15 protein-coding genes are annotated in these 14190 nt (G+C 30.0%); 12 read left to right on the top strand and 3 right to left on the bottom strand.

What is annotated here, in order from left to right; all coding sequences use genetic code 11:
- Positions 1–337 precede the first annotated feature (337 nt).
- The 5 genes from KEC93_RS18490 to KEC93_RS18470 all read left to right on the top strand — a co-directional run bounded on the left by KEC93_RS18490 (position 338) and on the right by KEC93_RS18470 (position 4675).
- Positions 338–1720 carry an NAD(P)H-dependent oxidoreductase gene (locus tag KEC93_RS18490; protein WP_077869451.1) on the top strand — a complete coding sequence of 461 codons (1383 nt, stop codon included), beginning with the start codon at positions 338–340 and terminating at the stop codon, positions 1718–1720.
- Positions 1713–2243 (top strand): hypothetical protein, encoded by a 531-nt coding sequence (locus KEC93_RS18485; RefSeq protein ID WP_012059822.1) that lies wholly within the window; start codon positions 1713–1715, stop codon positions 2241–2243. The genes KEC93_RS18490 and KEC93_RS18485 overlap by 8 nt, the downstream gene beginning before the upstream one ends.
- Positions 2244–2517: 274 nt before the next feature.
- Positions 2518–3066 carry a LytTR family DNA-binding domain-containing protein gene (locus KEC93_RS18480; RefSeq protein WP_077869450.1) on the top strand — a complete coding sequence of 183 codons (549 nt, stop codon included), beginning with the start codon at positions 2518–2520 and terminating at the stop codon, positions 3064–3066.
- Between the two features lie 12 nt (positions 3067–3078).
- A complete protein-coding gene (locus KEC93_RS18475; protein ID WP_012059820.1) occupies positions 3079–3513 on the top strand; it encodes a hypothetical protein in 435 nt (144 codons plus the stop codon).
- 319 nt (positions 3514–3832) lie between these two features.
- Positions 3833–4675, top strand: coding sequence for an ABC transporter substrate-binding protein (locus KEC93_RS18470; protein ID WP_077869449.1), 843 nt, complete (start codon positions 3833–3835; stop codon positions 4673–4675).
- A 314-nt stretch (positions 4676–4989) separates the two neighbouring features.
- On the opposite strand, the gene KEC93_RS18465 is transcribed toward KEC93_RS18470, so the two are convergent.
- Positions 4990–6234: an MFS transporter gene (locus tag KEC93_RS18465; protein ID WP_077869448.1), complete on the bottom strand. Its 1245-nt coding sequence runs from the start codon at positions 6232–6234 to the stop codon at positions 4990–4992.
- A 298-nt stretch (positions 6235–6532) separates the two neighbouring features.
- Here KEC93_RS18465 and KEC93_RS18460 point away from each other — a divergent pair, with 298 nt between their 5' ends.
- From KEC93_RS18460 to KEC93_RS18445, 4 genes are all read left to right on the top strand, one after another.
- Positions 6533–7132 (top strand): TetR/AcrR family transcriptional regulator, encoded by a 600-nt coding sequence (locus KEC93_RS18460; protein WP_077869447.1) that lies wholly within the window; start codon positions 6533–6535, stop codon positions 7130–7132.
- 305 nt (positions 7133–7437) lie between these two features.
- A complete protein-coding gene (locus KEC93_RS18455) occupies positions 7438–7905 on the top strand; it encodes a MarR family transcriptional regulator (protein WP_077869446.1) in 468 nt (155 codons plus the stop codon).
- 26 nt (positions 7906–7931) lie between these two features.
- Entirely contained in the window at positions 7932–8507 is a 576-nt protein-coding gene (locus KEC93_RS18450; protein WP_077869445.1) for a methyltransferase family protein, read from the top strand.
- Between the two features lie 247 nt (positions 8508–8754).
- Positions 8755–9210 (top strand): DUF1453 domain-containing protein, encoded by a 456-nt coding sequence (locus tag KEC93_RS18445; protein WP_077869444.1) that lies wholly within the window; start codon positions 8755–8757, stop codon positions 9208–9210.
- Between the two features lie 260 nt (positions 9211–9470).
- Here KEC93_RS18445 and KEC93_RS18440 read toward each other — a convergent pair whose 3' ends face one another.
- The gene (locus tag KEC93_RS18440) at positions 9471–10037 is read right to left on the bottom strand and encodes a TetR/AcrR family transcriptional regulator (protein WP_077869443.1); all 567 of its coding nucleotides are present in this window, start codon (positions 10035–10037) and stop codon (positions 9471–9473) included.
- A 116-nt stretch (positions 10038–10153) separates the two neighbouring features.
- On the opposite strand from KEC93_RS18440, the gene KEC93_RS18435 reads away from it, so the two are divergent.
- The 3 genes from KEC93_RS18435 (at position 10154) to KEC93_RS18425 (ending at position 13037) form a co-directional block, all read left to right on the top strand.
- The gene (locus tag KEC93_RS18435) at positions 10154–10912 is read left to right on the top strand and encodes an EFR1 family ferrodoxin (RefSeq protein ID WP_077869442.1); all 759 of its coding nucleotides are present in this window, start codon (positions 10154–10156) and stop codon (positions 10910–10912) included.
- A 340-nt stretch (positions 10913–11252) separates the two neighbouring features.
- Positions 11253–11831, top strand: coding sequence for a TetR/AcrR family transcriptional regulator (locus KEC93_RS18430; RefSeq protein ID WP_077869441.1), 579 nt, complete (start codon positions 11253–11255; stop codon positions 11829–11831).
- A gap of 399 nt (positions 11832–12230) precedes the next feature.
- Complete coding sequence (locus KEC93_RS18425) at positions 12231–13037, top strand: nitroreductase family protein (protein WP_077869440.1); 807 nt, start codon at positions 12231–12233, stop codon at positions 13035–13037.
- 160 nt (positions 13038–13197) lie between these two features.
- On the opposite strand, the gene KEC93_RS18420 is transcribed toward KEC93_RS18425, so the two are convergent.
- Positions 13198–14046: a 2-oxoacid:ferredoxin oxidoreductase subunit beta gene (locus KEC93_RS18420; protein WP_077869439.1), complete on the bottom strand. Its 849-nt coding sequence runs from the start codon at positions 14044–14046 to the stop codon at positions 13198–13200.
- Positions 14047–14190: the final 144 nt, after the last annotated feature.

The raw sequence follows: 14190 nt of genomic DNA, 5'->3' as shown, positions 1-14190 counted from the left end.
AGATTGTAAATTTTTTATATACCCAAATTAAGAAAAAATAGTTATATCAAAGCCTTTAGTTCATGACTTTGTAGAAGTTATTGCTCTAGCAGAAGATTCGATATAACTATTTTTTTATACATAATTCTCTTACACTTATAGCTGTAAGTACAATTAATCCTCCTATAAAGGCATAAGTTCCGGGTATTTCACCAGTGAATAGAAATACCCAAAAAGGATTGAGTAGAGGTTCTATTTTGTATCTTATTTTATTTAAATTGCATCTTAAGCAAAATCTATGGTTTTAATTCATGTTTTCTAATAGAATGAAAATATAAAAAAAACGGAGGTATTGGTTATGAAAATAGTTGTTTTAAATGGGAGTCCGAAGTTTGAGAAAAGTGTTACAATGCAATCAATGAAGTATTTGGAACAAAATTATGAAAAACATGAATTTCAGTATATCCATATTGTTAAAGAAGTAAAAAGTTATGAAGAAGATACTGAAAAGTTAAAAGCTTTATGCACAAAGGTTCAGGAAGCAGATGCAGTTATATGGGCATTTCCACTATATCATGCTTTAGTGCATTCTAATTATAAGAGATTTATTGAACTGATATTTGAAAATAAATTAGAAAGCTATTTTAAAGACAAGTATACTGCTGCATTTTCTACATCTATTCATTATGCAGATATTCATGCACATAATTATATCAGGGCAATTTCTGAAGATTTAGGCATGAATTATGTGGAATATTTATCTCATGAGATGCAGGATTTAACTAAGGAAAGTAGAAGAAAAGAGCTTAAAGTGTTTTTTGAAAATTTGCTTGATTTTGTAAATGAAGGTTTAACAACTAGTAAATTGTATAATTCATTAAGTAAAAGTAACTTTGAATATAGTGCAGGAGTAACGGATAAAGTAATTGATACAAATAAAAGAATAATTATAATTACAGATGCAGCTAAAGAAGATAATAATCTTAATGAGATGATTGACAAGTATAAAAGCTTTGTAAAAGGTTCTGTAGAGATCCTTAATCTTAATGAGGTTGATATAAAAGGACCATGCCTTGGTTGCTGCAAATGCGCTGCTGAAAATAAATGTGTTTATGATGGTAAAGATGGTTATAGGGAGTTTTTAGACCATATCATTAATAATGCAGATGTAATCATTTTTGCAGGAAGTATAAAAGATAGATATTTATCTTCACGTTTTAAGCTTATTTATGATAGAAGTTTTCGCTATAACCATGTTCCTATATTCAGAGGTAAACACATAGGTTATATAATTTCAGGGAAACTAAGTGAAGAGCAAAATTTAAGACAGATATTAGAGTTTCATACACAGGGGGGCAATTTAATCGGATTTGTCACTGATGAAGCTGAAGATAACTCTCTTATAGATAATCAAATATATGCTTTTGCTAAAACGAGTATAAATTATGCTGAAAGAAACTATTTCAAGCCTGAAACCTTTTTAAATATAGCTGGAAGTAAACTATTTGCAGATGCAATAGAAGGAGGGCTAGGAGCTATTTTCTTAGAAGATTATAAATACTATAAGAAAAATAGGCTAATTAAAAAAGTTCCTTTAAAAGAAAAAGCTCAAGGGAAAGTTATGAGATATCTTATGAAAAGAAAAAAATTCAAGGAGCATGTACAGAAAAATATGGTTGATTTCATGATCACAGGTCATAAAAAGGCACTTGAGAAAGATAGAGGGAAAAATAATGGGTAGTAGTTCAAAAGCGTTTCTCAATGTAACATTAAGTTTTCTGCCACTAATGCTCTTTTGGAGTATTTCGAGTAATTTATGCCTTGTTTTGGGATTTGCTTCTATACTGATGCTTTTTATAAGAGATATAATTAATAAAAATATAGGAATCATGTCGATAGTATTAGTAGCTTATTTTACTATTTCTAATATATTATATTTCTATTTAGGAATTAATTCCATTATGGAATATAAATATTTAACTTCATATACAGTATTAGCTTTAACGGGTTTCATTTCTATTATGATGGGAAGACCTTATACAATGTATGATGCTAGAAGAGGATATGAAAAGGAATTTGGAAAATCTTCTTTATTTATAGAAGTTAATATAGTAATAACAAAAATATGGGCTGTAATTTATTTAATTAATGCTATTATAGAATTATCAGGGCATAATATTATGACTGTTATAATTATGAATGGGCTGGTGATTTTAGGAATTATGCTATCAATTATAATTCCAGGGGTATTGCCTGAAGTTTAAAGTAGGGGATGTGAAGGAAAATAACAAGTAAAAGATGCAATGAGAAGTTCTTATATGCAGCATAACTGCTATTTTTAAGGTGTATATTTTGTGTTAGACAAGGAGCTAAAGTTGCAGGCTATTAGTGAGATTTATAGGCGAATTATAGCACAAAATAGACTAGCATACTGATTTGTTATTTTTTTGAACATCCTCGAGAGGATAGAGTTTAAGTTTTTAATATATCCTTGTCAGAAAGGCATTGCTTAAAGTTTAAAGCAAAAGGGGAAATTACATGGAGTTAGATTTAATTTGCAGCGAAAATCTAAAAAGAATGCTGGAAGAAATCCTTACAAATCGCAAAATAAAGATTAATGAAAATGCTGATGTATGTTTAATCGAAAAAGGATTTGATTTAAAGAGCGGCAAAATAGGGGTATACTTTGATATAGAAACCATAAATATTTTGATTGGTTATTTAGATTCTATTTCAGGCAGCAAAGAAGAAGCTAAAAATATAATCACAGGAAGATGTGACGAGGATGAGCTTAAAGTATTAAATTATGACGAGATATATTATTTCGAAGCTATGGGAAATGAGGTTTTTTGCATGACCAAGGATAAAAAGTATAAAGTAAAAGAAAAGCTTTATGAACTTGAAGAAAGATTGGAATCAAAAGGTTTCATAAGAGTAAGCAAATGTTTTGTTGTAAATATAGTGAAAGTAGATAGAATAATTTCATGGTTTAACAGCAAGCTTATATTAAAGCTCATAGATATGGATGAAGAAGTATATGTCACAAGAAAATATCTAAATAACTTTAAGCAATATCTCGGATTGTGAGGTGCGTAAATCATGAAACAGAATTTAAAGGATTTTTTATTTAATCTTATTATATCCATGCTATGTGGTATAGTTGTTGGTATGACTCAGATGATTGTTAAAAATATAAATGTAGGAATTATAGAAGAATTAATTATGTTTTCTATTATTGGAGGAGTTATTGGTACTATTTCTAGATCTGTTTTTATTTATCTGGTTGGAATAAAACAAAAAAGTGCATTACTAGCTTTTGTTTGTGTATTTATAGTAATAGGGGGGATTTCCTGCTTACCATCTATTTACTACTATTTTGTATATAAAAAAATTGCTTCAATTATAGAGCTAATATCTATTTTAATAACTGCAGAGTTTTTGGGGATGAGTTTTTGCTATTATTCATATAAAAGAAATTTAGAATTTAATTCAAAACTTATGAGCAAAAAAAATCAGCTATTAAGAAAAAACTAAATATAAAATTGGGAGAGGTCGCAATATTCTGAGTGAAGTTGCGATCTCTCCAATTTTTTATTTGAAAAGTTGCATTTTATATGTAGATTTGACGTAGTAAATAAAAGACATGCTCTTTGGAAGTTGAATAATATGTGATGGCTACTACTCAATTGTAAAGTAAACTGATCATTGATCTCGCTTTAAAGGTTAACATAAAAGGCAAAGTATTATTTCTAAAGGTTTGAATTTTTTTCAAATGAGGATAATTTAAATTTAAATTTAAATTCCAAATAATAATTTAAAGATATGTTTATCGTTTTAAAGGAGATTTTTATTTATGAAAAAAATATTTACTTCAATTGTTATTGTAAATATTATTGGAATAATAATTGGATTTATGATAGCGCCTACGAAAACTATAATGGCAAATAGCTCAATAGAAAAAGATAGATTGGAAATGATAAAAGAAAAAGGAATAATAACTATTGCTGCACCATCAAAGGAAATTCCATTCTTTTGGATAAATACCGAAACAAATAAGATGAGTGGAATTGATGCGGATATCATAACTGAAATTACACGGCGGCTTGGAATTAATAAGGTTGAAATTAAGGAAGTAACATTTGCAGATTTGTTAGATAAATTTAATGCCGATGATAGCATAGATATAGCAGTTGGTGGAATATTTATAACTCCTGAAAGTGAAAAACTAGTAGAGTTTACTAAGCCATTGTATAAAGAATCAGAAACTGTTATTGTACCAAGATTTTCAAAAATTAATTTTATGAGTGATTTAAAAAATGCAGTAATTGGAGTAGAAAAAGGAACAATATTTGAAGATCTAGCGAAAAAGTGGAAGGAAAATAACTTGATAAAAGATGCATTAAGTTTGGATAGTACAACTGATTTATTTAATGCTATAAGTAGTGGGAAAATTGATGCGGGCTTAGCTGATTCTATTATTATAAACTACTATATAAAGGAAAAAGATCCTTTGCTAAGGCAGTTAAAAGGCTATATGCCTGAGTTACAAGGAGTAATGGGAATAGCAGTTAAAAAAGATGATGTTTTCTTATTAAACGCATTAAATAAAGCAATTAATGATATGAAAGCAGATGGTGCGTTATATTCTATTCTTGTAAAGAATGGATTAGATAAAAATAATATGATTAGTAACTAAGTACATAATTCTAAAATATTATTAAGAAGATATATTCTTAACAATATTTATTCTTCAGAATACTAGAATATATATTCTAATATTCTGAAGAATATGCTTGTATAATGCGGGTTTGAAGATTATTTGCTTGAGAAAGTCCTGGGTTTTTACATAATTTTAAGATGGAAAAACAGATCTTCAGATTAGGAAAGAAAAATCTTTGGGTGATAATAAAATTATGGCGTTTTTTTTATTGGCTAAAATGTAAATCATTAAGATCAAATTCTCATTACTTAGAACATGTAGATAGAAACTTAAAATATATTGATACTTAATTATTGATCATTTGAGTGTAGTTTGTTAACTTCATTTGTATATCTACTTAAATATAAAGTATTTTTGTATCGTAGCCAATAATTCGTAAAATACCCTATTGTAACTAAAACGCATAGAAGCATATCAAAACCAATGAGTAGTTGATAGCTCTTACTGATATCAAAGGAAACACCTCCGATTAAGCTACCAATGATCCCGCCTGCTTGATGGAATAGAAGGAGACTTCCAATGAACTTTCCTTTTTCTTTTGTATTCTCGTTAGCAATTAACATTCCTCCTGGTACAGCACCTAGGTAAGTAAATCCGAAGAAGACTGCAAACACAATTGGCGACCATGGCGAATGTACAAACAAAATTATAAACGCTAAGATGCGTATCCCGTACAACAACGACATCGCTGTAAATTTATTGATACGATCCAAAAGATATCCGAAAATAAAGGAACCGATTATTTCCATAATTCCTAAGGTACTCATGGATACGGCAATCAAAGCAGGTTTTACGCTAGACAATTGATAAATAGCCACTAAATTCATTTCTACAGTACCCATATTAAACCCACATGTAAATAATGCAAAACCAATAAATAGAAATAATAACATATGAGGACCTTTGAAAAGTATTTTCACTTTTGGTTGTTCGGATTCTTTTGCTTTCTTCTGTGGATTTTCAGGATTCCGAATAAGAAACTGAATAACTGGCAATGCAACAAAAAGGCTGAGCAGGCAAGAAATCAGAAATGCGTCCTTCCATGTTAACCAAGTGTTCGAGATAAAAATTGGAGTGCAAACGGCGAGACCAATAGATGATGAGCTTGCCAGAAGTGCAGTAGCTTTTGCTCGATGATGCTTAAACCAGTCAAATATTAGAATATATGTGGCAGAGGCTCCTATACCGTAAAAACCTGATATGACTCCATATCCGATAAAAAACAAAGTAGAATTATGCCCCACAAAAACGATACTTGTCCCTAAGATACTAAACATTGTACTTAGTAGCATTAATTTCTTAGGTCCATAGCGGTCCGCAATCCATCCTCCTATTGGGGTGCATAATGCTGCAATTAGTAGGTTGGTTGACCATGCCATAGAAATCAAACTTCTACTTATATTCAAATCTTGAGAAATTTGAACTTGATAAGTAGCCATAATGAAACGCAATAATGCGCCAATAAAGCCGATAATCCACAAAGCAGCCAAGCCGATCCAAGCATACTTACGTTCTTTAAACCATGTGTCGTTCATTTTCTTCACCTCATTTTAATATAATAAAAAGATACTGAACGATATCTTTTTTACTATGTTAACACAACCATTAAGAAAGTGCAAATTTATATTCGTATTTCTGGTGCTTGGAATATTTTTTATTATTTATAATTATATAATTGGCATTTTGGATTAAAAGATCAGGTTCATCAAAGAAATAAACCCCGGCTTGCAATAACTATTTAAATTTTTGGAGATATGCTATAATAATTAAAAAAATAACATGTGCAATGAGGATGAAATTACGAAGAATTACATTCCTTGGAGGATAGATACTATGACTAAAGGAGAAAATACACGCAAGTATATAATTAAGAAATCGGCTGAACTTTTTAACCAGCGAGGTTACGCAGGATCTTCGCTCTCTGATATTACTGAAGTAACTGGAATCAAGAGAGGGGGGATTTATCGTCACTTTGCATGTAAGGATGAGATTGCGCTTGAGGCATATGATTACGCAGTAGGAATTGTTAATGAAAAATTTACCGAAGCTGTGGATAATCAACAGTCAGCGATTGATAAAATTCTAGCTATATTTAGGGTATATGAACAAGTTACGGAACATCCCCCATTTATCGGAGGATGTCCTTTATTGAACACGGCTATTGAAAGTGATGATACTCATCCTGAGTTACGAAAAAAAGCCCAAAAAAGCCTTGAAAGGATGCTGCAATATATTAAGGAAATTCTTTATCAAGGTATACAGAACGGTGAGTTAAAGCCAAATCTTGACACCGACGCTCTTGCTACTTTCATTTTTTCCGCCTTAGAAGGTGGGATAATGCTAAGTAAACTTGAGGGGAATAATCGTCATATGCAATTTAATATTGAAAGTTTATCCAAGTATTTAGAACAATTTTCATTACAATCATCTTAGTTCTTTAATTCTAAATTGTAACGTTAGTGAATATGAATCAGAACCACCGGTTAAGCCGGTGGTTTTTTAGTTCTTGCTTAAGACATGTTATTTTTAACTACAGGTATTAGGGGATGATCAATTAAATTCTCAACATTTAGTCTAGAATGATTATATTTTTTAATAGTGGAATTTGTTCATTAGGTATTACAAGTGATTAATTGAATCTAGGAGTAAGTCTTTAAAGTGAAAATTGTTGACATGGAAGAAATAATATTATAATATAATATTACTTCCGAGGAAGAAATATTAAGGGGGAAATTAATATGGATATTGTTAATGAAATTATATTTTCACTAAAGGAAATACAAGAAAATAATGAAATAGATGTTCCTAATATAAAGAATAAACTTACTTTTTCACAAATTCATTGTATTGCAGCTATAGAATATATCGAAGATGCAAATATAACTAAGCTATCACAAGAATTAGGAATGACAACAGGTGCTATAACTAAAATGTGTAAAAAGTTATTAAACGAAGGCTATGTATTGAAGTATCAAAAGGAAGGGAATAATAAAGAAGTATATTATGATTTAACGGAATTAGGATTAAATGTGTCTGAAATTCATAAAAAAATTCATGAGAAATCATATAATAAGAAAAAAGATATTATAGCTCAATATAATGATGAGGAGAAAGCTACCATATTAAAATTTTTACATGACATGAATTCAGTGACAAAGGATACGTTTATAGAAATTGCAGAAAAATATATTAAAAGTGATGATTAAATCTAATAAAATGTGAGGAGGGCTTTATGAATAATATTACTGTAGTTAGTTATATTTGGGGTATATTTTGGATTTACTGGATATTAGCAGCGATAAAAACTAGGTCAAATGTAAAAAAAGAATCAAGTGGTCAAAGGAACATACCAAGAATAGTACATTTAATATTAGTAATAGTCTCTTATGCCATTACCTTTTTTCAGTTTAAAAATATATTCTTATGGAATAGGATATTGCCTAGTTATGAATATGTTGAATATATAGGTATCGCAATCTTAGTAATCTCTCTTTTATTTGCAATATGGGCTAGAATAGTATTAGGTAGAAATTGGAGTGGAGCTATCCAAAAAGTAGAGGAGCAAAGATTAGTTCGTAGTGGCCCATATAAATATATAAGAAATCCTATTTATACAGGAATAGTATGTGGCTTTTTTGGAATTTTTCTTACATTTGGAAGTTTAGCTTCTATCATAGGATTTTGTATTATTTTAACTACTTATATTATAAAAATAAATAGGGAACAAAGATTTTTAGTATTAGAATTTGGTAAAGAATATGAGAAATATATAAAAGAATCATGGGCGTTAATTCCATATGTATTCTAAATTTATAATATTTATTACAGCGAGCTTAACTAAGTGAAATTCTTATGGTTAGTAAAGGTGTCATTATTAGAGATAGCTGTATCCAAGGTAGGTATAAAAATTAGGTTTACAATTACTGTTAATAATTAGACTTTAAAAGATAAGATATTGAGAGATTGTTATTATCTATAGTTCCAAAGTGTTTGTATTATTATATTAGAAAATTTTGAGGAATAGAAAATAAAGTTTAGAGGTGGAATTAGTGTCAATGGTTTATATTTTATTGATTTTTATAGTATTAAAGTTTTTAAGGATACTTAATGGAAAGAATAAAAGAATTAAGTTCCCTAATTTATGGGTGTTACCTATACTACTTATTCTAATGATTGTTGAAGATTATGCAAAAACATTAAGTTTTTCATTGAAAGAGATTATGATAATAATTATTTGTTCAATTATTGGTATAGGAGTGGGAATAATTCGTGGAAGAACATTAAAATATAGTAAGGATGAAGCTAAAGGTGAGGTTTATTATAATGAATCGTACTTAAGCCTTGGAGTCTATGTTTTCCTTATCGTTGTAAAATCGGCTTTTAGATATATTGGCGGAAATATAACTAGCTTTATAGGTATAGGAATTCTCGCATTTGGGTGTGCTTCAATGGTAGGAAGAAGTTTATGGCTATCATATAAGTACTTTAAAATATTAGGGGATGTTCAATAGTTATTTTATGAAATTAGGAGTATCCAGTTCTTGAAATAAACAAATGAGAAATTATGTTTAAGGAAATGTATCAACTAAAGTCAGCTCAGACTAGAAAGTGGGGAACTTTTTATGTAAATGCATTTCTATGATAATATTTTAGACATTGTATGGGAGGATGACTCCAATAATGCATTATTAATATATTCTTAAATTAGAGTTAAGTCAGTAGCGAATCTTTTTTATCCATTTCCCATACTTCGTATATATCTTGGATTTAATCAGAAATCTGTTAAGGTGATTCCAGCAATATGATTTGAAAGCCTATCATGAACAATTTCTGCCATCTTCTCGTCACTCTCTGTCATACCACTTTTGCACCAAATCATCAATACATTAAAAAATCCGCCTGCAATGAATCCAATATTATATTTTTCAAATTCAGGAGAGCAATCCATGGTGCATGTTATAGTTTTTGAGTATATATCAAGAAATTCAATAGATCGTTCAAGTATTAAGTGGGTTAATTTAGACCTTAGTAGGTTTTCAATAAATTTTTGATGTTGTCTAAAATAGTAAAAAAATAAACGTGTCATTTCATAATTACTTATTTCTTTATGATTTAAAAGGGTTGAATACTCTCTAAACATATCGTCTAGATGATCAATAAGGATATCTTCCATTATGCTGTAATTACGATAAAAAGCCATCCGTGATACACCAGCTTTTTGTGATACTTCTGTAATAGATATATTCTTGAAGTCCTTTTTCTCCATTAAAGACATAAGAGCACCTAAAATACTCTCTTTTGTAATCTTATTCTGTTCAGCATTGTATTTATTAGTCATAAACAATATTCCTCCTTTTGTAACAGCTAGCCTATATTCACTTGAATTATTTATGTTATCAAATTATACTATAGTCCATAAGGAGTTACAAGTGAAACATCTGAAAGGAGCGCATTATGAAAATATTTTATTTTACAGGAACTGGCAACAATTTATATGTGGCAAAGAGAATTGGAGGAGAAAGTTATTCTATTCCTAAGTTAATGAAACTAGGACAGTTTGAGTTTGAAGATGAAAAGATTGGTATTGTATTTCCGAGTTATTATGGAGGAGTTCCTAAAATTGTTGAGGAGTTTCTAAATAAAGTTGAACTAAAAAGTAAATATATTTTTGCCGTAGTGTCTTTTGGATCTTTTTCAGGAGCAGTCATACCTGAGCTTTTAGAAATTGGAAAAAGAAATCAAATCCAGTTTTCATACATTAATGAAATACTTATGGTTGACAATTACCTTCCAGTGTTTGATATGGCTAAAGAGATAAAAAAAGAGCCGAAGAAGAATATAGAAGAAAGTCTTGCACAAATAATTAATGATATCCAAGTTAAAAAAGTATATATCAAGAGACACACTGCAGTTATAAGATGTATTGAAGCAATATTAAAAAAGTTTCATTCTAAGACTAAGGCTAACGCTCAATATGATAAGAATTTCTATGTAGAAGATACCTGTAATAGCTGTAAAGTTTGCGAGAAAGTTTGCCCAGTAAATAATATTAATGCAGATACTAAACCTGTTTATAAAGGAAATTGTGAGCAGTGTTTAGCCTGTATTAATCATTGTCCACAGAATGCTATACGACTTAAGCAGGAAAAAAGTAAAGCTAGATTTATTAATCAAAATGTTAAATTGAAGGAAATAATAGAGGCAAATAATTGATCTGTTTTAAGATGTTAAGAAAATGTTTAATTAAAAGGGAAAAGTTATCTTGGTTACAGAAGCGTTATCTGGTATTGGAAAAGCATATGCAGAAGAATTGGCTTCAAAGGGATGGCGTTATATTAAGATCAAGATAAAAAGAGAAATTAGATATAAACTCATTTAGTGAAGTGTCTTAGGCAGAAAATTGTAGGCTAGGGTAGGGGCTCTTGTGTTGTGCCAGGTAACTTTTCTTTCCAGCATGTAATGTGCGAAAATATAGATATGATTAAGTATGTAAATAATTCTTGACCGATCGTTCTCAAAATGCTAATATTAATTCTATAAAGGAGGGAACTTGATGGGACGAAGCAGAGAATTTGATGAAAATGTAGTTCTTCAGAAAGCAATGGAACTATTTTGGAAGCAAGGTTACGAAAAGACATCTTTAAATGATTTAGTTGAGCACATGGGAATCCATCGCAGAAGTTTATATGATACCTTCGGTGATAAGCACACATTATTTTTAAAAACCGTAGATTTTTATGCAGAATTAATAAAAAATAAAATGCAGGCAGGAATTTCAAATGCAGAAACAGCAAAACAAGCTATAAGATTTATCTTTGATTTTACTATAGAAGGATATGAAGATAAACAATGGGGCTGCTTAATTGTAAATTCAGCAACGGAGATGGCTCTTAGGGATAAAGAGATAGAAGAAAAAATAGAAAAGATATTCATGCAAACAGAACAACTACTTGCTGATCTTGTTCGAAAAGGCATGGAAACAGGTGAATTTTCTTGCAAGTATGATCCAGAAGTTTTATCAGAAATACTTCAAAATACATTGCTTGGAATTCGTGTGCAGTTAAGAATGTCAGCGAGCAAAGAAAAATTACATCGTGTGGCAGATTTTTTTATGGATTTATTAAATAACTAATTTTTTTATACTAATTAGAATGAGCGTTCTCAAAAAATATGTTCTGCTGAGCCATTTTACATAGTAGAAAAGTATAACCACTACTCAAATCAATAATATAAGAAATTTAGAGAATAAAGAAGAGTGCATGATATAGTGGATTTTTCTGATTTATTGAATATATAATTTTTTTATATCAATTAGAATGATTGTTCTCAAAAGGGTACTAAGCATAGCTAAGGGAGGTGATAATAAGATGTGATGCGTTCATAGGAAAGTATTGGAGATGATTTAAAATGAAAAATTAATGAGAAAAAGCAAGTTCTGGGAAAATTTTTTAACATGTATTATAAATCAAATAAAAATTAAGTGTATTCGTATTATTATGCGAGTGCAAAAATTAATAAGGAGTGAATAAAAATGAGTTTAATAACTGTAAGTAAAGAAAAATGTATAAAATGTGGAATGTGTGTGGTGGAATGTCCAACAGGAGTATTAAAACTAGAAGCGGACGGCCCAAAAGAAGTCAATCCTAATGCATGCATAGAATGTGGTCATTGTGTGGCTGTATGTCCAAAAGAGGCTATAGATAATAAGAAATCTCCATTAGCTATGCAAAGTGAGATAGGAGAAATCAAAAAGCTAAATTCAGAAGAAGCAAAGAATTTTATTAGATCACGAAGATCTATTCGTTCATATAAGAATATACCAGTTGAAAGAGAAAAGTTATTGGAACTTGTTGAGGTTGCACATTTGGCACCAACTGCAAGTAATTCACAAGGTATATCATATCTAATAGTAGACGATAAAAAAACAATTCAATTAGCAGTTGAGGAATGCATTAACTGGTTTGAAAATAATGAAACTTTGAGTAAGGTATTAGCAGGAATGATTAGTGGCTACAAGAATACTAAAGTTGACACTATCTTAAGAGATGCACCTAGTATAATTATAACTTTGGCTGATGAAGATTTTCGTAATGGTAGAGAAAATTCAATTCTTTCATTATCGTATCTTGAATTATATGCGCCATCTCTTGGGCTTGGATCATGTTGGGCAGGAGTATTTGAAATTTGTGCTCGTAGTGATAATTCACCAATGCACAAGATCTTTAACATTCCAGAGAAAAAGAAAATAACAGGAGTTGTAATGGTAGGATATCCTAAACATAGCTTTAAAAGATTTACAGAAAGACAACCGCTATCAGCTTCCTTTTTTGAAAACTAAATTATTAAATAGACCAAATAAGTGAAATTAGTTTTATTTCCTTTGGTTATATTTGTAATTATTCAAAAAGGATAAAAGAGCAATAACAAATTTATTATTGCTCTTTTATATCAAGTTTGTTTGTTGAAATAATCTTTAATGCTCATAACTATAAATTAAATTATACAAGCTGAGAAATAAGTTCTTCTATAATAGAAGGATTGAAAGGTCTGTCAATAAGAGCTGTATCTTTATTTAAAACAACATTTCTTTCACTAAAGCTTTCCTTATCTTCTCTATATAGAATTCCAGTTGGAATCTTATCTCCAAACTCCATAGCTTTTTCTAGTGCAGCAAGTTTATTGCTAGGGTCGTAGTTTTCATCTAAAGAATAAACTCTATTTTTATAGAAGGAGAAAGTGTTAATATGATTAAAAGTTACGCAAGGTTGAAAAATATCCACCATAGCATATCCTTTATAAGAAATTGCTTCCTTCATAATTGAAACAAGCTGATCCATATCTCCACTAAAGGCTCTGGCAACAAAGCCTGCTCCAAGTGTTATAGCTAAAGCTACAGGATTTAATGGGGCATTGATATTTCCAGTAGTTTGAGCCCCAGTTACTAAACCTATTCCAGAAGTAGGAGAGGCTTGACCTTTTGTAAGACCATATATTTGGTTATCATGAACAAAATGAGTTATATTAGTGTTCCTTCTTATATTATGGATAAAATGATTTCCGCCTTCTCCATAGGTATCACCATCACCAGAATCTACTATAACTGTTAGCTTATCATTTGCCATTTTAGCAGCAACTGCAACAGGTATTGCTCTACCGTGTAAACCACAGAAACTATTAGCACTTATATATTGAGGCAACTTAGCGGCTTGCCCAATTCCTGCAACCATTAAAACCTCATAAGGGTCCTTTCCTAATTCAGTTAACGCTCTTTTTAAACTTTCTAATATATTAAAATTACCACAGCCTGGACACCAAGCTGTTTCGTAAGTACGAAATTGTTCACTCATATCTTAAACCTCCTTGTATAATCTAGTTGTAACATTTGATAGAAAACTATTTATCTTTCTAACGAACATTACACCTCTTATTATTTTTAATATTCTAATTTATTACTTTGCCTACGCCCCGATAGGGAATATGCATTTCATATC

The sequence above is a fragment of the Clostridium beijerinckii genome, assembly GCF_018223745.1.
Lineage (GTDB): Bacteria > Bacillota > Clostridia > Clostridiales > Clostridiaceae > Clostridium > Clostridium beijerinckii.
Note: the sequence above shows the minus strand (reverse complement) of the source record. Positions and strands in the feature narration are given on the sequence as shown.